Consider the following 21,910-nt stretch of genomic DNA (forward strand, 5'->3'; position numbering starts at 1 on the left):
TGCTCTCCTTCAGGGGTCAGGCAGGCAGCAGCGCGACCGGCAGGTCGAGCAGCACGGTGTGCTTGTTGTAGGGGGTGTGGATCGCGGGGCCGGTGAGCCGGATCTCGGCCACCCGGTCGAGCAGCAGGTCCAGCAGCGGGCGCAGGGCCAGCCGGCCCGCCTCGCCTCCGGCGCAGTCGTGGGTGCCGGCGCCGAAGGACAGGTGCGGGTTGGGGTTCCTGCGGATGTCGAACGTGTCGGGCCGGGTGAAGACCGTCTCGTCGCGGTTGGCGGAGGGCCACCACAGGGTGACCTTGTCGCCGGCCCGGACGAGCTGTCCGTGCAGTTCGGTGTCCCGGGTGGCGGTGCGGCGGTTGTACGGGTTGGGCGGGGCCCAGCGCAGCAACTCCTCGACGGCGCCGGGGAGAAGCGTGCGGTCCTCACGCAACTGCCGCCACTGGTCGGGGTGTTCGGCCACGGCCAGGAGTGCGTCGGCCATGACGTTGCGGGTCTGTTCGTAGGCGTGCATCAGCAGGACGAGGTAGTTGTGCTCCCGCTCGTACGGGGTCAGCGGCAACTCGCCGGTTTCCTCGGCGAGTTGACCGTGCGCGAGGAGGGAGCCGAAGTCCTGGCCCGGCACCTCCCGTTTGGCCGCCAGCAGGTCCTTGAAGTACCCGGCCATGGCCTGGACGGTGACGCGCGAGTAGTCGTCGGGCAGGCTGGTGCGGCGGTTGACCAGACCGACGACCCCGTGCACCCAGGTCAGCAGCCGGTCCCAGGTGTCCTCCGGGGCGCCGAAGAGGCCGGCGACGGTACGCAGGGCGAAGGGTTCGACCAGGTCGTCGACGAGGTTTCCCGAGCCCCGGGCGACCGCCGCGCCGACGAGTTCGGCGGCGTGGCCGCGCAGTTCGTCCTCGTGCAGCAGCGAGCCGCTCCCGGTCAGCGACGGGGTGATCATGTCCTTGAGCGCCTGGTGGCGCGGGTCGTCCATCATCGGGAGCAGCACGCCGGCGTGCACGCCGACCGCCATGTCCTCCAGGTGGGTGCCGCCACCCTTCCGGCCGCCGCCACCCTGGGAGGAGAAGGCCGGGTCGGCGGCGACGGCGGCGATGTCGGCGTACCGGCTGAGCACCCAGAAGCCCTCGCCGTCCGGGCTGTTGACGCCCGGCGGGTGGTACAGCAGCGGTGCTTCCCGGCGCAGCCGGGCGAACACGTCGTAGGGCACGCCGTCGGCGAAGCGGGCGTGGTCGGTCAGGTCGAAGCCGTCCAGGACGTCGGGCAGTTCGACGGCCTCGGGGGTTGTCGTCATGAAGGTCTCCAGGATGGTCAGCCGCCGGCCGTCCAGGCGCGGCTGATCTTGGCGTAGTCGGGTGCCTCGGGCTCTTCCTCGGCGTACAGCCGCCGGGTCAGGTCGGTGACGCGGTGCCGGGCGGCCGTGGCGTACACGTCGGCCAGGTCCTCGGCCGGACCGCTGCCCGGCCGGGCGGCCCGGCCGAGGACCGCGCAGATGCCGAACAGTTCGGTGGCGAGCCGGCCGACGAGGATCACCGCCTCCTCCCGCTCGGCGAGTTCGGCGGGGTCGGGGTGGCGGTCGGCGAGCCGGCGGCAGATCCGGTGCAGTTCCTGGCAGGCGCCGACGGCACTGTCCAGGTGACGGCGGTTGGCGGCGGACAGGCCGGTGCCCGAGGTGTCGGGCACCGGCAGGGCGTCGGCGGTCCCGGGCCCGTAGCGGGCCAGCAGGAGCATGCCTGCCCGGTGGTCGTTGATGAAGTCGACGTTGCCGACGGTGCGCAGGGTGCGCGCGTCGCGGTGGTGGCGCTCCACAGGGTGCGGCACCGCGCCCCGGCGGCGCTTGCTCCGCGCGGTCTCGATGCCCTCGCCGCCGAGCAGGGCCACGGTACGGTCACTGGCCTGCCAACTCCGTTCGGCGGCGAGGTTCTTGGTGACGTACATCTCGAAGGACCGGTCATCGGGGCCGGGTTCGAGCATCGTCCAGCGCACCGCGCTCTCCACGGCGAACTCGTCGGCGAGGGTGGTCGCGACGATCCGCTGGACCTTGTCGTACTCGCCGAGACCCCGGCCGTTGACACGGCGCCGGGAGACGAACTCGGCCGAGTGGTCGAGGCAGTTGCGGATGACCGCCAGGGCGCCGGCCGCGCTGAAGGCCGTACGTCCGTAGGAGCCCTGGAGGGCGATGGCTCGGGGGAGGCGGAGCGTGCCGTCGCCCAGGAGGGTGTGCTCCGTGGGGACCCGCACGTCGGTCAGCCGGATCGTCGCCGAGAGGCCGTTGACGCCGATGAAGTCGTTCGGCGCGACGACCTCGAAGCCGCGGGTGTCGGTGCGCAGGAAGAAGACGCCCGCGCGTGGTCCGTCCGGCTCGGTCACGGTCGCCGAGACACCGATCACGTCGGCGATGCCGGCGTTGGCGATGAACAGCTTCTCGCCGCGCAGGAGATACGCGCTCCTGTCCCCGGTGAGGGTCGCGCTCGTGCCGGGCAGGCTGTTGTTCTGGCCGGCGGGGTCCGTGTCGCCGAAGGCCGCGATGCTTCCGGCGGCGATCTCGGCGCTCAGGAAGTCGTGCAGCGGGCCGGGCGGGATCGCGGGGAGCAGCGCGGCTCCGGCGATGCCGTTCTGCACGCACAGCATCTGTCCGACGCCCATGGCCCGGCGGTTCGCCCGGACGACGGCACGGAGCAGGTTGTAGGGCGACAGTTCACGGCCGCCGAGTTCCGCCGGGGCCAGCAGCTGGAAGTATCCACGGGCACGCAGTTGCTTCAGGAGCCCGTCCGGCCAGGTGCCCGTGCGGTCCAGTTCGTCGCCGTCCACCTGGGCGTCGACGAAGGGGCCGAACTCCGCCAGGAACTCGTCTCCCGCCGCGGTCTCCTCCCGGCCGGGTTCGGGAAAGTCGGCGAACAGCTCCCACGGGAGCCGTCCCGAGGTGAGGCCCTCGACGAAGCTCCGGGGCGCGGCGGATCGTTGCTGTGGCATTCGCTGCTCCTTGCGTCCGTTCACGGGTGCGGGTGTACGGGGGTACAGGTCAGGTGGGTGGGTTGCCGTGCTTGCGGGCGGGCAGGTCGGCGTGTTTGGTGCGCAGCATCGCCAGCGACCGGATGAGGACGACGCGGGTCTCGGCCGGGTCGATCACGTCGTCCACCAGGCCGCGTTCGGCGGCGTGGTACGGATGCATGAGTTCCGTCCGGTATTCCTCGATCTTCTTCGCCCGGGTCGCGTCCGGATCCGGGGAGTTCTGGATCTCCCGGCGGAAGACGACGTTCGCCGCGCCCTCCGCGCCCATCACCGCGATCTCGTTGGTCGGCCAGGCCAGACAGAGGTCGGCGCCGATCGAACGCGAGTCCATGACGATGTACGCGCCGCCGTACGCCTTGCGCAGGATGAGTGAGATGCGCGGGACGGTGGCGTTGCAGTAGGCGTACAGGAGTTTCGCGCCGTGCCGGATGATCCCGCCGTGTTCCTGGGCGACTCCCGGCAGGAAGCCGGGCACGTCGACCAGGGTGATCAGCGGGATGCTGAAGGAGTCGCAGAACTGGACGAAGCGGGCGGCCTTCTCGGACGCGGAGATGTCGAGCACCCCGGCCATCGCCTCGGGCTGGTTGGCGACGACGCCGACGACCTGGCCGTCGAGGCGGGCCAGCGCGCAGACCACGTTGGTCGCCCAGGCCGGGTGGACCTCGAAGTAGTCGCCGTCGTCGACGATCTCCTCCAGCACGGCCCGCATGTCGTAGGACTCCTTGCCGGACAGCGGGACCAGGTCGGCCAGCGCCTCGGTGCGCCGGTCGGGCGAGTCCTCGCTCTCGGTGCGCGGGGACAGCTCGCGGTTGTTCTGCGGCAGCAGGGACAGCAGGTAGCGGACCTCCTCCAGGCAGGTCTCCTCGTCGTCGTAGGCGAACGTGGCGACTCCGGAGGTGGCCGCGTGGACGTCGGCGCCGCCGAGTCCGTCCTGGGTGACCTCCTCACCGGTGACCGTCTTCACCACGTCGGGTCCGGTGAGGAACATCTGGGAGATGCCGCGGACCATGAACACGAAGTCGGTGAGCGCGGGCGAGTAGGCGGCGCCTCCCGCGCACGGCCCGAGCATCACGCTGATCTGCGGGATGACGCCGGAGGCCTTGGTGTTGCGCTGGAAGATGCCGCCGTAACCGGCCAGCGCGGTGACGCCCTCCTGGATCCGGGCGCCGGCGCCGTCGTTGAGCGACACCAGCGGAGCCCCGGCCGCCAGCGCAAGGTCCATCAGCTTGTGGATCTTGGCGGCGTGGGCCTCGCCGAGGGCGCCGCCGAAGATCCGGAAGTCGTGCGCGTAGACGAAGACCGTACGGCCGAAGACCGTGCCCCAGCCGGTGACGACGCCGTCCGAGGGCGGCCGGCGGTTCTCCATTCCGAAGCCGGTGGCACGGTGCAGCCGCAGCCCCTCGATCTCGCTGAAGGAGTCCTTGTCGAGCAGCAGATCGATCCGCTCACGAGCGGTCAACTTCCCCTTGGCGTGCTGCCGTTCGGTGGCGACGGGGTCAGGCCCCTGCTCGACGGCCTCCTTGCGCCGCCCGAGCTCGGCCCGGAGGTCGGCGACCGTGGGCTGGGGGGCGGGCTCGTGTGCGGCGGGCGGTGGGGCGGGAATGGGGGCTGGTTCGGCGGGGGTTGGTTCAGCGGGGGCTGGTTCGGCGGTGACCACTTGGGCCGCGGTCGATTCACCGGAGGCCGACTCGGCGACGATCCGCTCGCCGGTGGCCGACCCGGCGGCGGCCCACTCTGCGGCAGCCGACTTGGCGGTGACCGGCTCGACGGTGGGCTGTGCCTCGGCGACAGGCTCGCCCGTAGCCAGCCCGGCGGTGGCGTGTCCGCCGGTGGTCGGTAAGGCCTCGCTGACGGCAGTGCTCTGCATGCGTGTGTCCCTCCTCCTGGTCAGACGGATGCGCTTCCCCGGCCGGCCGTCAGCCCGATGAGCAGGCGTTCCACATGGTCGAGGCCGGCCGGTTCGGTGCCGGACGCCGCCACGTAGCCGTCGGGGCGCAACAGCAGGAAGCCGGCCGTGCTGCGCCGCTGGTGGTGTTCGTGTTCGAGGGCGGTGCCGTGTGCCTCGGCCAGCCATCGCCCGCGCCGGGCCAGGGCGGAGTCGGCCGCACGGCCCACGGTCAGCAGCCGGAAGCCGCCGCCGCTGCCGGGAGCCGCGGCCGGCACCCAGTGCGGCGGGCGGGTGCCGGGCAGCGGCAGGGCGCGGCCGGCCAGGCGGAGCGCGGCGCGGCGCCGACGTCCGGATCCGGTGTCCGGGGTGGGCACCAGGGCGTCGGGGTAGCGGACCCGGCGGCCGGCGAGCAGCGGGACGAACCAGCGGCGGAGCACTCCGGTGGCGCCGAGCAGGTTCCAGGACACGTTCTGCACCCGGGAGGCGGTCGGGCCGAGGGTGAACATCCTCATCAGCCGGTGTGTGGTGCCGACGATCTGCCGGGCGGCCTGGAGCCGTTCGGGCTCGTACGTGTCCAGGATCTGGGGCGTGTACCGGCCCTTGATGACGCCGGCCAGCTTCCAGGCCAGGTTGTGCGAGTCCTGAAGTCCCAGGTTGAGGCCCTGGCCGCCGACCGGTGTGTGGGTGTGCGCGGCGTCGCCGACCAGGAAGGCCCGCCCCTTGCGCATACCGGTGGCGATCCGCTCGGCGGTGGCGAACGTGGCGAGGGTGTCCAGCTCGACGACCCGCAGCCCGCCGCCGGTGCGCTCGTCCAGGAACTCCTGTACCGCCTCGGCGGTGAGCGGGAAGCCGGGGGCCAGGACACCGGAGACACGGACCTTGCCGCCGGGCATCGGGCCGAAGACGACGGACCCCTTGGGGCCGATGTAGTAGTGGAGGGTGCCGGGGTCGTAGTCGCCGTCGATACGCCCCTCGGCGAGCAGGAAGTCGAGCGGCAGCCGGACGCCCCGGAAGTCGAACCCGAGCTGTTCGCGGACCACGCTGTGCACACCGTCGGCGCCGATCAGCCAGTCGGCCTCGACCAGTTCGGTGGTGCCGCCGGGCCCCTCGGCCTTGGCCGTCACACCGGTGTCGGTCAGTTCGATGCCGGTGACCCGCACGCCTCGTTCGACCCGGCCGCCCAGCCTCTCCAGGGCCCCTTCCAGCAGTTCCATGGTCTGTTCCTGGGGCAGCAGCAGCGGCTCGTTGTCCTTGCCGAGCGCCACCGTGAGGACGCGGTCGCCGAGGTGGTAGATGTTGCTGTGGACGCGCAGGCCGCGGTCCAGTGCCTCGTCCAGGATCCTGACGGTCCGCAGCACTTCGAGGCCGAGCGGCCACAGCTGCACGGCACGCGAACCGACGGCCCGGTCCTCCCTGGCCTCCAGGAGCCGTACGGGGATCCCGAGTTGCAGCAGTTCGCAGGCCACGGCCAGGCCGCAGGGCCCTGCGCCGACGATCAGGATGGGAGTCCTGCCACTGTCCTGCGCCGGCATGGTGCGTTCGGTCATGTGACGTGCTCCTTCACTTCGCGGGTTCGAGTGCTGACCCGACACGGACGGGAAGCCACGCTCGGACGAGCCGGGCGGTCGACGCGGCATGCTCCGCGAGCAGGGAAACGCGGTCACCGGGCGCCCGCACGGCACGGTGCGGGGCGGCCCAGGACGGCCGCCCCGGCGCACCGTCCGCGGCTCGTACCAGCAGGGTGGGCACGGTGAGCGAGGCGGGTTCCGGGCCGGTGAGCAGGGGAACATAGGCGCCCAGGGCGGTGAGCCGGACGTCGTCGGGCGGCTCCTGGGCGGGACGGGCGTCGAGGAACGGGCCGCCGGGGCCGGCCAGTTCGGCGGCGGTCGGCGGTGCGGTGTCCAGCAGTACGACGCCTGCGGCGGGGTGTCCGGCTGCCTCGAGCCCGGCCGCGACGGCGTACGCCAGGAGACCGCCTGCCGCGTGGCCGACCAGCACGGCCGGAGTCGCTCCGGCCTGCCGGAGCAGCACCAGCGAGACGGCCTCGGCGACCGCCGCCGACGTCAGCGGCACCCGCTCACCGGCCCGGAACCCGGGCAGGGTGAGGGCGGTGACGTCATGCCCGCCGTCGAAGTGCGCGGCGAACGCCGCGAACTGCTCCGGTACGGCGCTGCCCAGCGGGCTCGGCAAGCAGAAGAGCGGCACCCCGTCCGTACCCCGCGCGAGCCGTGTCGCGTCGGGCAGATCGCGTTCCTCGGGCGACTCCCCGAAGGACGGACGGTATCCGGCGAGGCCGGTCAGGAGCCGTACGAACTCACCGGTCCGGTCCTCTTCCCGGGCGCGCCGGAGCAGCGGGCCGAACAGGCCGGGAACCGCGAGGGGGGTGGGAAGGGGCGGGGGTTCGGTCGTCGCGTCCGCCGCCGGGACCAGTTCGGTGCGCAGGTGTGCGGCCAGGGTGTCCGGGGTGCGCTGCTCCAGGATCGTCCGGGCGGTCAGCCGGGAGCCGGTGGCGGCGGCGAGGCGGTTGCGCAGCTCGACCGTGGTCAGGGAGTCCAGGCCGAGTTCGAGGAACGTCCGGTCGGGGTCCAGGGAGGCGGTGGCGGAGTGGCCCAGGACCCCGGCGATCTCACCGGAGACCAGGGCGAGCACCGCCTGGTGCTGCTGGGCGGCGGTGAGTCCGGCCAGCCCGGCGCGGAACGCGTCAGGTGTGGCCCGGTTGTCCACCGCGCTGGAGCCGGCGGACGTGCTCGCCTCCGGGCGACGCGCCTGTGCGGCGCCGGGGATCTCCGTGAGCAGGAGGTCGGGCGCGGCCTCGCCGTGCTCGGCGAGATAGTCCGGCCAGCGGATGTCGGCGACGACCGCGGTGGTCTCGGCCCGGGCCAGGATGCCGTCCAGGGCGGCCAGCGCCGGTTCGGGGTCGAGCGGCGGAATGCCGCGCCGGGTCAGCCGGGCGGCGCGGGCCGCCTCCTCCCGCTCGGGCGCGTCGGCGTCGACCCACACGCCCCAGGCCACCGAGGTGGCGGGCAGCCCTTCAGCGACGCGATGTGCGGCCAGCGCGTCGAGATACGCGCCGGCGGCTCCGTATCCGCCGAGTCCCGGCGCGCTGCGGAGCGTTCCTGCGATCGTGGAGAAAAGGACGAACGCGGACAGATCGAGGTCGCGGGTGAGCCGGTGGAGCTGCCAGGCGGCAGCGGCCTTGGGGGCGAGCGTCTGACCGAGCTGCTCGGGGGTGACGCTTTCGAGCGGTCCCTCACCACGCGGGTCGGCCGTGTGGACGACGACGGTCAGACGGAGATCGGCGGGTACGGCGGCCAGCGCGAGCGCCAGCTCCTCCGGGTCGGCCGGATTCGTCTCGACGACAGTCGTCCCGGCGCCCAGCAAGGCGAGTTCGGCGGCCAGTCCGGCGGCCCGCGCGGAGTCCGGGAGGCTGCCGCAGGTCAGCACCAGGTGGTCCGCCCCGGCCCGCGCCAGCCACCGTGCGACATACGGACCGGCACCCGTGAGCCCCTCGGTGACCAGCGCCGCCCCGCTCATGGACCAGCGGCCGATACGGCTTTCGGCGGCGCCCGTACGCTCCTCGGCCCCCGGTGCCCGCCCGTCGGCCACCGCACGAACCGGCCGGTCGGCGAACACACCGGTACCTCCGACGACGAGTTCAGGCTCCCCGCCAGGGGCGGCGGGCAGGGCCGCCCCACTCACGGACCAACGGCCGGTGGGGGCTTCAGCAGCGCCCGTACGCTCCTCGGCGCCCAGTGCCCGCCCATCGGCTGCCGCGCGCACCGGCCGACCGGCGAACACACCGGTACCTCCGACGACGAGTTCAGGCTCCCCGCCAGGGGCGGCGGGCAGGGCCGCCCCGCTCATGGACCAGCGGCCGATACGGCTTTCGGCGGCGCCCGTACGCTCCTCGGCCCCCGGTGCCCGCCCATCGGCCACCGCACGAACCGGCCGGTCGGCGAACACACCGGTACCTCCGACGACGAGTTCAGGCTCCCCGCCAGGGGCGGCGGACAGGGCCGCCCCACTCACGGACCAACGGCCGGTGGGGCCTTCAGCAGCGCCCGTACGCTCCTCAGCGCCCAGTGCCCGCCCGTCGGCCGTCGCACGGACCGGCCGGCCCGCAAACCCGCCGGTGCCTCGGACGGCGACCTCGCCCTCCCCACCGGGAACGGCGGCGGACACGGCCGTCCCGCTCACCGACCAGCGGCCGGTGGGATCCTGGGCAACCGGAGCCCGGTCGCCCGTACGCCCCTCGGCGCCCTTCGGCCACCCGCCCGCAGCCGCGCGGACCAGTCGGCGGGCGAACACGCCGGTGCCTCGGACTGCGAGTTCACGCTCCCCGCCGGGAGCGGCGGCGGACAGGGCCAGGGCCAGCCGGGCGCCGACGCGCGTGTCCAGGTGGGCGGGCAGGTCGATCAGCCCGCCCCACAGTGCCGGGCTCTCCAGGGCCGCCGTCTGGGCCAGACCCCAGAGCTGTGCCTGGGCCGGGCTGGTCAGCGGGTCGCGCGTGCCGGTGGAGACCGCGCCCCGGGTGAGGGACCACAACCGCGAGCCGGTGCCGAGCGTGGCCAGCGCCCGCAGCAGCGTCACCGTGCCGCCCACCGCGGCGCCCGGCATACCGCCCGCCGCGGGATCATGCGGGTCGTCGGCCATGGCCAGCAACGACACCACGCCCGTCGCCTCCGCCGCACCCGCGTCCTTGAGCCGGGCGGCGAGCCGATCGGCATCGCTGTCGTACGGATCGACGTCGGCGCGCAGCACACGGGCGCCGTGCCGGGCGAGGGCCGTCGCGACCGCGTCCGCCGTCCCACTCGCGCCGGGGGTGACGAGCAGCCAGTCCCCCGGCAGGACGGCGGAGTCAGGTTCCGGCAGCGGTCGCCATACGCTCCGGTACTGCCAGGAGTCCAGCGCGGTCCGGATCCGCCGGTCGCGGCGCCATGCGGTCAGCGCGGGCAGCAGTTCGCGCAGCGCACCGGCGTCGGCCCCGTCGCCGAGGCGCAGCGCGTCGGCGGCGCCGGGTGCGTCGCCGCTCTCGACCGCGTTCCACAGCGCGGCCGACGCGGCCCCCTCCCCCACCTGGCGGGCGGCGGCGGACTCCGGCTCGAACCAGTACCGCCTGTGCTGGAAGGCGTAGGTGGGCAGGTCGACACGGCGGGCTGCCGTGCCGGTGAACTCCGGCCGCCAGTCGACGGCCAGGCCGCGTACCCAGGCCTCGCCGAGGGAGGCACCGATCCGCCGTCGGCCGCCCTCGCCGCGCCGCAGGGTGCCGAGGGCGACGACCTCGACGCCGTACGCCTCGGCGGTCTCCTCGACGGCGGCGGTGAGCACCGGGTGCGGTCCGCACTCGATGAAGGTGGTGTGTCCGGTGGTGAGGAGGGTGTGGATGGTGGGGGCGAAGGTGACGGGTCGGCGGCAGTTCTCGTACCAGTAGTCGGGGGTGAGTTCGGTGCCGTCGAGGACGGCGCCCGTAGCCGTGGAGTAGTGGGGGAGGTGGGCTTTGCGGGGTTGGATGAAGGCGAGGGCGGTGAGGAGTCGGTCGCGGAGGGGTTCGACTTTGGGGCTGTGGGAGGCGACGGTCGAAGGGACGATGCGGGCGCGGACGCCCTGGTCGGTGAGGGTGGTGACGAGTTCCTCCAGGGCGTCGTGGTCGCCTGCGACGGTGACGGCGGTGGGTCCGTTGACGCCGGCGATCCACAACCGGTCTGGATAGGCGGCCAGATGCCGGAGCACGTTTTCTTCGGTGGTCTGGAGGGAGGCGACGGCGCCGTGTCCGGTGAGGTGGTCGGCGAAGAGCTGGGAGCGGATGAGGACGATGCGGGTGGCGTCGTGGAGGGTGAGGGCTCCGCTGATGTGGGCGGCGGCTATTTCGCCTTGGGAGTGGCCGATGACGGCGTCGGGGTGGATGCCGTGGGCCTGCCAGAGGGCGGCCAGGGCGATGTTCACGGCGAACAGCACCGGCTGCAACACCTCGATCCGCTCCAGGGCGGTCGCGTCGCCGAGCACACGGACGGGGTCCCAGTCCACGAACCGCCGTATCACCTGGGCGCATTCCTCGAAGCGCTGTCTGAACACCGGTTCCGTGGCGAGGAGTTCCTCGGCCATGCCGACCCACTGGCCGCCCTGCCCGGGCAGGACGAACACCGTCTTGCCGCGTTCACGGGCACCGGCCGACCCCCGGACCAGATTGCGCGCGGGACGGTCCAGGGCCAGCGCGTCGAGGCCGGCGAGCAACTCGGCCCGGTCCTCGCCGAGGACGACCGCGCGATGGGTGAGGGCGGAGCGGGTGACGGCGAGCGACAGACCGGTGTCCGCGAGGTCCGGCGCCGGATCGGCGGCCAGGAAGGCCCGCAGCCGAGCGGCCTGGGCGCGCAACGCGGCCTCGCCGGCACCGGACAACGGCAGCGGGAGGGCGACCGGGCCCCGCGGCGGTGCCGTCCTCTCCGGCTCGGGAGCCGGGTCCGGCTCGGGAGCCTGTTCCAGGATGACGTGGGCGTCGGTACCGGTGATCCCGAAGGCGGACACGCCCGCGCGGCGCGGCCTGCCGGTCTGCGGCCAGGGTGTCCGGTCCGCCGGCAGGGCCAGCGGGCCGTCGGCGAAGTCGATGTGCGGCGACGGTGTGCCGACGTACGGCGTGGGCGGCAGTTCGCCGTGCCGCAGCGCCATCACCGTACGGACGATCCCGGCGAGACCGGCGGCGGCCAGGGTGTGGCCGAGGCTGGACTTCACCGTCCCGACGAGCAGCGGCCGCGCCGGGTCCCGGTCCGGACCGTACGCCGCTGCCAGCGCGGTCGCCTCGGCCAGATCGCCGGCCAGGGTGCCGTCGCCGTGCGCCTCCACGGCGTCCACCTCGGACGGCGCCAACCGGGCGTCGGACAGGGCCTGTTCGATGACCCGGCGGCGCGCCCGGCCGCCGGGCGCACTGCCCGTGGCCTCCTGCTCGACCGCCGAGCCGCGTACGACGGCCAGTACGGTGCGGCCATGGCGGCGGGCCTCGGAGAGCCGCTCGGCCACCAGGACGCCGACGCCCTCCGCGAGGGCGGTGCCGTCGGCCCCGGCGGCGAACGCCTTGACCCGGCCGTCCGGGCTCAGCATGCCCCGCCGCCCGAAGTCCGTGAAACTGTCGGGCGTCGCCAGCACCGTCGCCCCGCCGACCAGGGCCAGGGAACACTCCCGGCTGCGCAGCGACCGTACGGCCAGATGCAGGGCGACCAGCGAGGTCGAGCAGGCGGTGTCCACGGTGACCGCCGGTCCCTCCAGGCCGAGGATGTACGACATCCGGCCGGACAGGACGCTGCCGGCGAGGCCGGTCAGCCGGTAGGGCTCGATCTCGTCGCTCGGGTCGGCGAGGACCAGACCGTAGTCCTCGGTGACCCGCCCGGCGAAGATGCCGGTACCGCTGCCCCTGAGCGCCTTGGGATCGATCCCGGCGCGTTCGAGCGCCTCCCAGGCCGTCTCCAGGAACAGCCGCTGCTGCGGGTCCATGGCGAGTGCCTCGCGCGGCGAGATCCCGAAGAACTCCGCGTCGAACTCGCCCGCGTCCGGCAGGAATCCCCCCGCACGGACACCCGACACAGGCATGGTCCAGCCCCGGTCTGCGGGGAACTCGGTGCTCGTGTCCCCGCCGGCCAGCAGGAGGTCCCACAGGTCCTCGGGCGAACGCACTCCGCCGGGGAACCGGCAGCCCATGCCGACGATGGCGATCGGCTCCGACCGGTCCGCCTCGGCCTCCTTCAACCGCCTGCGGGAGTCGTGCAGTTCGACGGTCGCGCGCTTGAGGTACTCCCTGAGCTTGTGTTCGTCTGACATGTGCTCCGTGATCCTTCTGGGCGATCCGGGGGTACGGGGCTGGTCGGCAGGGTCTCCTGGGCCGGGGTCGAGTGGACCGGGGTCTCATGGACCGGGGTCTCATGGGCGGTTCAGGACTCGGCGTTCTCGCTCGCCATGCGGATCAGGTCCTCGATGTCCATGGCGTCGATCAGGTCCGGTTCGACGGCCTCGGGCTCGGCGTCCTCGCCCCTGGCCTCGGCCGCACCCGGTGCGTCGTCCGGCTCCACGGGGTCGGGCAGGAGTTCGGTGACCAGGCGCCCGGCCAGTCCGGCCGGGGTGGGGTAGTTGAAGACGAGGGTGGCGGGGAGCCGCAGGCCGGTCACCTTGCCGAGCCGGTTGCGCAGTTCGACGGCGGTCAGGGAGTCCAGCCCCAGGTCCTTGAATCCCCGGGCCGCGTCCACACCGTCGGCGGACTCGTAGGTGAGAACGGCGGCCACCTCGGTCCGTACGAGGTCCAGCACCGCCTTCTCGCGTTCCGCGGCGGAGAGCGCGGCCAGCCGCTCCGCGAGGGAGGGGCCGGACGTCGCCCCGCCCCGCGCGGCCTCCGCGGCGACCGCACGCCGGACCGGGACCCGGACCAGGCCCCGCAGCAGGTGCGGGAGTTCGGCGCCCCGGGCACGCAGGACGGTCGTGTCGTAGAGGACGGCGGCCAAGGAGGCCGCGTCGACGGTCAGGGCGGTGTCGAAGAGTGCCAGACCGCGGTCCGGCGGGAGCGGGGCCATGCCGGCGCGGCTGAACCGGGCCTGGTCGGCGGCGCTGAGTTCGGCGGCCATGCCGCCTTCGGCCCAGGGTCCCCAGGCCAGGGAGGTGGCGGGGAGTCCTTGTGCGTGGCGGTGGGCGGCGAGGGCGTCGAGGAAGGCGTTGCCCGCCGCGTAGTTGGCCTGTCCGGCGCCACCGACCCAGCCCTGGATCGAGGAGAAGAGCACGAAGGCCTTCAGGTCCAGATGGGCGGTGGCCCGGTGGAGGTGCCAGGCCGCGTCGGCCTTGGGCCGCAGCACGGCGTCTAGGCTCTCCGGGGTCAGCGCTTCGAAGGTCGCGTCGTCCAGGACACCGGCGATGTGGACGACACCGGTGACCGGCCGCTCGGCGGGGACACCGGCGAGCAGCGCGTCCACGGCCGTCCGGTCGGCGGTGTCGCAGGCCGCGAAGCTCACCCGGGCACCCAACTCGGCCAGTTCCGCCCCGAGTTCGGCGGCACCGGAGGCGTCCCGGCCGCGCCGGCTGGCGAGCAGCAGGTCCCGTACGCCGTATGCGGTGACGAGATGCCGTACGAACAGTCCGCCCAGCGCTCCGGTCGCACCCGTGACCAGTACGGTGCCGTCGCCGAACCGGTCCCCGTCGGCGTCCGGTGTCGCGGCGGGCGCCTCGGCCCTGGCCATCCGGGGCACCAGCACCGACCCGGCCCGCAGGGCTGCCTGCGGCTCCCCCGAGGCCACGACGTCCGGCAGTACGGCCCAGGACTCGGGGGCGTCGTCCACGTCCACCAGCAGCAGCCGGTCCGGGTGTTCGGTCTGGGCCGACCGCAGCAGACCCCAGACGGCGGCGTGCGGCAGGTCGGCCGCCTCGTCACCCTTCGCCGCGGCGACGGCGCCCGAGGTGGCCACCACCAGGCGTACCCCCTGGAAACGGTCCTCGGCCAGCCACTCCCGCACCAACGCCAGGACGTCGCGCGTCACTTCGTGCGTCGAGCGCACGACATCGGTTCCGGAGGAGTCCGCGAGCCGCAGCAGCAGTACGTCCTCGGTTCCCTCGACCGAGTCCAGGCCGGTGACGGGCACCGTCTTCACACCCAGGCCCACGGGCACCGCGCCCAGCACCGCCCAGCGCTGCTCGTCGTCCGTCGGTGCGGAGGGGCCCCGCAGCTCACGCCAGTCCATCCGGAACAACGCGTCCTCGGTACCGGCCCCGGCCGCCTTCAGCTGGTCCTTCGAGACAGGACGGCGGTCCAGTGACCCGACCGTCGCGACGGGGTTCCCCTCGGCGTCGGCCACCTCGATGGACACGGCGTCGGGTCCGGCGGGTGCCAGTCGGATGCGGGCTGCGGGTGCTCCGGTGGCGTGGAGTCGTACGTCGTTGAAGGCGAAGGGGAGGTGGGTTTCGCCGGGGGTGGCGGGGAGTGCGCCGAGTTCGATGGCGTGCAGTGCCGCGTCGAGGAGGGCCGGGTGGAGTCCGTAGCGTCCGGCGGTCTCGGCCTGTGTGTCGTCGAGGGCGATGTCGGCGAAGATCTCGTCGCCGCGTCGCCAGGCGGCCCTGAGGCCCTGGAACGCCGGTCCGTACTCGAAACCCTGCGCCGCCAACTCCGCGTACCAGCCGGTCAGTTCGACGGGCTGCGCACCCGGCGGCGGCCAGGCGCCGCCCAGTTCAGTGCTCGCGTGCGCGGCCGGCGCGGCGGCCGGGGCGAGGACGCCCGTGGCGTGTCGCGTCCACTCCCGCGCGGACTCGTCCCCGTCCTCGGGCCGTGAATGGACGGTGACCGACCGGCGGCCGGTCTCGTCCTCCTCGCCCACGATGACCTGGAGCTGGACACCGCCCTTGGCGGGCAGCACGAGCGGGGCCTCCAGCATGAGTTCTTCCAGCGCACCGCTGTCGGCCTGGTCACCGGCCCGTATCGCCAGTTCGACCAGCCCGGTGCCGGGGAAGAGGACGGTGCCCAGTACGGCGTGATCGGCCAGCCACGGACGGTCCGCCGTCGACAGCCGGCCGACGAGCACCGTGCTGTCGCGGTCGGCGAACGGCACGGCGGCACCGAGCATCGGATGCCCCGTCGCACCGAGACCGAGCCCGGCGGCGTCGGCGGCTTCCGGGGCTGTCGGTATGTGCCAGTAGTGCTTGTGCTGGAAGGGGTAGGTGGGGAGGTCGATGGCGGGGCCGGTGTGGCGGGGCGTGGGCCACTGGAGCGTGGAGTGATGGGTGTGGAGGGTCGCGAGGGTGGTGAGGAGGGCGGTGGTTTCGGGGGTGTCGCGGTGTTGGGTGGCGAGGTGGCGAACGGTGTCGTGATCGAGGGTGGTCTTGCCGAGGGTGGTGAGGGTGGTGTCGGGGCCGACTTCGAGGTAGGTGGTCGTGTGGAGGGTGTGGAGTGTGTCCAGGGTGTCGGCGTAGCGGACGGCCTGGCGGAGGTGGCGGATCCAGTAGTCGGGGGTGGTGATGTCGTCGGGGTCGGCGATGCGGCCGGTGAGGTTGGAGATCACCGGGATGCGGGGCGGGGTGAAGGTGAGCGTGTTCAGGACGGTGTGGAAGTCTTCGAGGATCGGGTCCATGAGGGGTGAGTGGAAGGCGTGGCTGACGCGCAGGCGGCGGGTCTTGACGCCCTGCTCCTCCAGCTGACCGGCGACGGCCAGCACCGGAGCCTCGTGACCGGAGATGACGACCGAGGTGGGTGCGTTGGCCGCCGCGATCACCACCCGACCGCTGGCACCGTCAACAGCCCTGATGGCGTTGGTGACATGGTCTTCGGGGGCCTGGACGGAGACCATCGCACCCCCGGTGGGCAGGGAGTTCATCAGTCGGCCGCGTGCGGCGATGAGGGTGCAGGCGTCGGGGAGGGTGAGGATGCCGGCGGTGTGGGCGGCGACGACTTCGCCGACGGAGTGTCCGGCGAGGTGGTCGGGGTGGATGCCCCAGGAGGACAGCAGGCGGTAGAGGGCGGTCTCGAAGGCGAACAGGGCGCTCTGCGTGAACACCGTGTGGTCCAGGGCCTCGGCCTGCGGGGTGCCGGGCTCGGCGAACATGATGTCCCGCAGCGAGCCGGCTCCCGCGTCTGCGAGTTCGGCGGCCAGTTCCCTGTCCAGGAGGGCGCAGGTCTCGTTGAGGGCGTCCCGGAAGACGGGGAAGGTGTGGTGGAGTTCGCGGCCCATGCCGGGGCGTTGGCTGCCCTGGCCGGTGAACACCACCGCCAGCCCGCCACCCGGCCCAGCCTGTCCGGTGACCACCCGGGGGCTCTCCTCCCCGGCCGCGAGGGTGGCGAGACCGGTCAGCAGTTCCTCCCGGTCGGTGGCCAGGATCACCGCGCGGTGCTCCATCAGCGCCCGCGTCGTAGCCAGCGCGTGCGCGACCTCGGTCAGGGACGGTGACGGGTCGGCGGCCAGGAACTCCCCCAGCCGCACCGCCTGCGCCCGCAACGCGACCTCGCCCCGAGCCGATATCACCACCGGCACCGGCAACCCCACCGCATCGGCATCAGCGGACCCGGCCGGCGACTCCGGCTCGTCCGATCCGTACGCGGGCTGCTCGGGTGCGCTTTCGAGGACGACGTGGGCGTTGGTGCCGCTGATGCCGAAGGAGGACACCCCGGCCCGACGCGGCCGACCCGTCTGCGGCCACTCCCGCGACTCGGCCAGCAACTCCACCGCACCCGCGTCCCAGTCGACGAAGGGTGAGGGTGTCTCGGCGTGCAGGGTCCGGGGCAACACCCCATGACGCATGGCCATCACCATCTTGATGACCCCGCCCACCCCCGCAGCCGCCTGCGCATGCCCCAGATTCGACTTCAACGACCCCAGCCACAAAGGCCGTTCGGCCACCCGCCCCTGCCCGTACGTCGCCAACAAGGCATGCGCCTCGATCGGGTCACCCAGCCGCGTCCCGGTGCCGTGCGCCTCCACCGCGTCGACGTCGGCGGGCCCCACACCCGCGTCGGCGAGTGCGGCGCGGATGACGCGCTGCTGGGAGGGACCGTTGGGAGCGGTCAGCCCATTCGACGCACCGTCCTGATTGACCGCCGACCCCCGCACCACCGCCAGCACCCGATGCCCCAACCTGCGCGCATCCGACAACCGCTCCACCAACAGCACCCCGGCACCCTCGGCCCACCCCGTCCCATCAGCCTCCGCACCGAACGACCGGCACCGCCCGTCCGCCGACAACCCACCCTGACGCGAGAACTCCACAAACGTCCCCGGCGTCGACATCACCGTCACCCCACCCGCCAACGCCACATCACACTCACCCCGACGCAACGCCGACACCGCCAGATGCAACGCCACCAACGACGACGAACACGCCGTATCCACCGTCACCGCCGGACCCTCAAAACCAAACGCGTACGACACCCGCCCCGACAGCACGCTCCCGGCGCTGCCGGTCATGTGCTGGCCTTCCAGGGGGTCGGGGCCACCGCCGGGGGTGGTGTGGTCGCGGAACATGAAGGTGCCCGCGTAGACGCCGGTGTTGCTGCCCCGCAGGGTGGTCGGGTCGATGCCGGCGCGTTCGAGGGCCTCCCAGGAGATCTCCAACAGCAACCGCTGCTGCGGATCCATCGCCAACGCCTCACGCGGCGAAATACCGAAGAACTCCGCGTCAAAGCCCCCCGCCCCATGCAGAAACCCACCCCGACGCGTATACGACGACCCCGGCACCTCCCGATCAGGGTTGTACAGACCCTCCACATCCCACCCACGGTCCTCCGGGAAGTCGCCGATGACATCGCGGCCTTCGGTGACCAGGTCCCACAGCTCTTCCGGGGAGTCGACTCCGCCGGGGAGACGGCAGGCCATGCCCACGATGACGACGGGGTCGTCGTCGGTGTCCCGGGTGGGCCGGGCCGGAGTCGGCGCGGGGAGGGCGTCGGCGCGCAGGTGGCGGATCAGGGCTTCGGGGCTGGGGTGGTCGAAGACCAGGGTGGAGGGCAGGGCGACGCCGACGGCTTCGGTGAGCAGGTCACGGAGTTCGACGGCGGCCGACGAGTCGAAGCCGAGGTCCTTGAAGGTGTGCTCCCGCTCGACACGTTCGATCGAGTCGTGGCCGAGGACGGCGGCGACCTGGGTGAGGACCAGTTCGGCCAGCGCCCGTTCGCGGTCCGCCTCGGGCAGCGCGGCGAGGCGTGCCCGCAGCGGGTCGGCAGGGCTCCGGGGCTGCTCGGGGGCGACGGCGTCCGCCGCCGGTTCCACGGGCCGCGCGGCTGCCGACGGGCGGACCGGCCGGGCGCCCTTCGCGGGGTCCAGCCAGTGGCTCTCCCGCTGGAAGGCGTACGTGGGCAGGGTTACGCGGTGTCCGCCCCGGCCTTCCTGGACGCGCGCCCAGTCGACGGGGACACCGTGCACGTGCAGCCCTGCCACGGCGGCGGCGAGCGTGTCCGGCTCGGCGCGGCCGGCCCGGGCCGTGGGCAGGAAGACCGCGTCGGCGGTGACGCAGTCGCGGCCCATCGTGGCGAGCACGGCGTCGGGGCCGACTTCGAGGTGGACGGTGATGCCCCGCGCTTCGAGGGTGCGGATGCCGTCGAGGAAGCGGACTCCCCGGCGGGCATGGCGTACCCAGTGGCCCGGGTCGAGGAGTTCGCCGGGGGTGACCGCGCGGCCGGTGAGATTGGAGACGACCGGGAGGGCCGGCGGGTGGTAGGTCAGGCTCTCGGCGACCTGGCGGAAGTCGTCCAGCATGCCCTCCATGTGCGGGGAGTGGAAGGCGTGGCTGACCCGCAGCCGTTTGGTCTTGCGGCCGCGCGCCCGCCAGTCGCCGGCGATCGCGAGGACGGCGTCCTCGTCGCCTGCCAGCACGGTCGCGGTGGGTCCGTTGATCGCGGCGATCTCCACGCGACCGGTGAAGTCGGCGAGCCGCGGGGCGAGTTCGGTCTCCGACGCCTGGACGGAGACCATCGCGCCGCCCTCCGGGAGGGCCTGCATCAGACGGCCGCGTGCCGCGACGAGAGTCGCCGCGTCCGCCAGTGAGAGGACGCCGGCGGCGTGGGCGGCGGTCAGCTCGCCGATGGAGTGTCCGAGCAGGGCGGCGGGGGTGATGCCCCAGTGCTGGAGGAGCCGGAAGAGGGCGGTCCCGTACGCGAACAGCGCGGCCTGGGTGTATCCGGTCCGGTCGAGCAGCGCGGCGTCGGGCGCGTCCGGGGCGCCGAGGACCAGTTCGCGTACGGACCGGTCGAGGTGGGCGTCCAGTTCGCGGCAGGCGTCGTCGAAGGCGGTGGCGAACACCGGGTGGGCGGCGTACAGGCCGGCGCCCATGCCGGGCCGCTGGCTGCCCTGGCCGGTGAAGAGGAGGGCGAGGTCTCCCCCGGCCGGTCCTGCGGTGCCCCGTACGACACGGGGTGAGGGGCGGTGTCCGGCGAGGTCGTCGAGGGCGGTGGCGAGGGTGTCGCGGTCCCCGGCGAGCAGCGCGGCCCGGTGGGTGAGGTGGCCACGGGCCAGGGCGGTGGTGTGTGCGAGGTCGGGCAGGCCGGGGCCGGGGTGGACGGCGAGATGGTCGCGCAGCCGCCGGGCCTGGTCGCGCAGCGCGCCGTCCACGTGTCCGGAGAGCAGGACGGTGTGCGGTCCCGGGTGCGGGCCGGTACGGGAGTCGTCCTGGGAGTCGCCGCCGGCGGGCGCCGGAAGTCCGGTGGTGTCGGACAGCACGAGGTGGCAGTTGGTGCCGCCCATGCCGAAGGAGCTGACGCCGGCGAACACGGGGTTGTCGTCGCCGTCCTCCGGGGTGAGGTCGACGGTGGTGTCGGCGACACGGAGGCCGAGGGTGTCCAGCGGGATCGCGGGGTTGGGGTCGCGGTAGTGGAGGCTGGGCGGCAGGGTGCGCTCGCGCAGGCTGAGGGCGGCCTTGAGGAAGCCGGCGACGCCCGCGGCGCCTTCGAGGTGTCCGATGTTGGTCTTGACGGAGCCGACCAGCAGGGGCGAGGCGTCCGGCTGGGCGCGGCCGATGACCGCGCCCAGCGCGGACGCCTCTATGGGATCGCCGACGGTGGTTCCCGTTCCGTGCAGTTCCACGAAACGCACCTGCGCGGGGTCCACTCCCGCGTTTTCATAGGCCCGTTGCAGGACGTCGCGCTGCCCGCTCGCCCGGGGCGCGGTGAGGGTGTCACCGCCGCCGTCGTTGTTGACGGCGCCCCCTCGGATCAGACAGTGCACGGTGTCGGCGTCGGCGAGGGCCTGACGGAGGGTTTTGAGCACGACGACACCGCCGCCCTCGCCGCGTACGTAGCCGTCGGCGCGGGCGTCGAACACAGCGGCCCGGCCGGTCGGCGAGAGGGCACCGAACCGCTCGGCGACGGTGAAGCCCTCGGGGAGGAGATTGAGACTGACCCCGCCCGCCAGAGCCAGGTCGGTCTCTCCGCTGCGCAGGCTCTCGCAGGCCAGGTGGATGGCGACGAGCGAGGAGGACTGTGCGGTGTCGACGACGACGCTGGGGCCCTGGAGGCCGAGGAAATAGGAGACGCGATTGGCGATGACACCACGGCTCAGACCGGTGAGGGAGCGGCCGTTGACGGCGTCGGGCCCGTGCTCGTGGGCGAGTTTGGCGTAGTCGTCCCAGATCGCGCCCAGGTAGACGCCGGTGCGGGTGTCCCTGCGGCTGCCGGGGACGATGCCGGCGTCCTCCAGGGCCTCCCAGGCGAGTTCGAGGGCGAGCCGCTGCTGGGGGTCCATGTCGGCGGCTTCACGGGGGGAGATGCCGAAGAACTCCGGGTCGAACCGTTCCACGCCGTCGACGAATCCGGCCCGCAACGGCCGGGCGCCCTCGGGTCGGGGGGTGAACCCGGGCCGGCCCGGCGGTACGTCGGTGATGGCCTCGGTGCCGTTGCTCAGCAGCTCCCAGAACGCGGCCGGGTCCACTGCGCCGGGCAGACGGCAGGACAGACCGACGACGGCGATGGGCTCCGCCGGGACCGGCTGCGCCTGCGGGCTGCTGTCGGAACGGGGTTCGTCGGTCATGGGCGTGACTTCGCCTTCCTGTCGGGCATCCTCGGACATTCCTCGGGCTCCGGCGCCCGCACGGCGAAGGGCGCGCCGACCGCATCCCGGGGGAAGCGGACGGGAAAGTTACACACCGGTTTCCGGCGCGTTGTGTTCGCCGCTTCCTCCGTACCGGCTTCCCGTCCGTCGACACCGGCGGTATACGGCAATGAACTGCTTTTCGCGTTCCCTTGTACGAAACAAAGGACCCCTCGTGCGAAACAAAGGGCGCAGCCGACGGACCTCCGCATTCATCCGCCGAATTCGGACGGTGAAACGCTACTTGCGGGCCGACCGGAGGCCAACCCTTAGTTTCGTGCCCCTATCCCCGCGTTGCGCTGCTATTGCGGTATAGGGGTGGCTCATGGAGCGCGGGGCCCGACGGGCAGGAGCGCGGTCGATGGAGGGGGCGCGGTGCGCGGCAGACCCGATCGCCGCCGGTGGCAGGGCCAATAGGGGTTGACCGATAGGGGGTGCGCAGAGCTATTTTGGCCCGTCATAACTGGACCAGACCACTCTGGGCAACTCTGGA

At 73.1% G+C, this 21,910-nt stretch carries 6 protein-coding genes; all 6 read right to left on the reverse strand.

Annotated features, from left to right (window positions below):
• Nucleotides 1-16: 16 nt before the first annotated feature.
• Nucleotides 17-1,288, reverse strand: a complete 1,272-nt coding sequence (locus OG787_RS06770; protein ID WP_405534565.1) for a cytochrome P450 — start codon at nt 1,286-1,288, stop codon at nt 17-19.
• Nucleotides 1,289-1,305: 17 nt separating this feature from the next.
• The gene (locus tag OG787_RS06775; RefSeq protein WP_369037366.1) at nt 1,306-2,967 is read right to left on the reverse strand and encodes an acyl-CoA dehydrogenase family protein; all 1,662 of its coding nucleotides are present in this window, start codon (nt 2,965-2,967) and stop codon (nt 1,306-1,308) included.
• A 49-nt stretch (nt 2,968-3,016) separates the two neighbouring features.
• Nucleotides 3,017-4,873, reverse strand: a complete 1,857-nt coding sequence (locus tag OG787_RS06780; protein WP_369037365.1) for an acyl-CoA carboxylase subunit beta — start codon at nt 4,871-4,873, stop codon at nt 3,017-3,019.
• Between the two features lie 20 nt (nt 4,874-4,893).
• Nucleotides 4,894-6,441, reverse strand: a complete 1,548-nt coding sequence (locus OG787_RS06785; RefSeq protein WP_369037364.1) for an FAD-dependent monooxygenase — start codon at nt 6,439-6,441, stop codon at nt 4,894-4,896.
• A 13-nt stretch (nt 6,442-6,454) separates the two neighbouring features.
• Nucleotides 6,455-12,700, reverse strand: a complete 6,246-nt coding sequence (locus OG787_RS06790) for a beta-ketoacyl synthase N-terminal-like domain-containing protein (protein ID WP_405534566.1) — start codon at nt 12,698-12,700, stop codon at nt 6,455-6,457.
• 110 nt (nt 12,701-12,810) lie between these two features.
• Nucleotides 12,811-21,357, reverse strand: coding sequence for a type I polyketide synthase (locus OG787_RS06795; protein ID WP_405534567.1), 8,547 nt, complete (start codon nt 21,355-21,357; stop codon nt 12,811-12,813).
• Nucleotides 21,358-21,910 lie beyond the last annotated feature (553 nt).

This window comes from Streptomyces sp. NBC_00075, from assembly GCF_045041225.1.
GTDB lineage: Bacteria > Actinomycetota > Actinomycetes > Streptomycetales > Streptomycetaceae > Streptomyces > Streptomyces adonidis.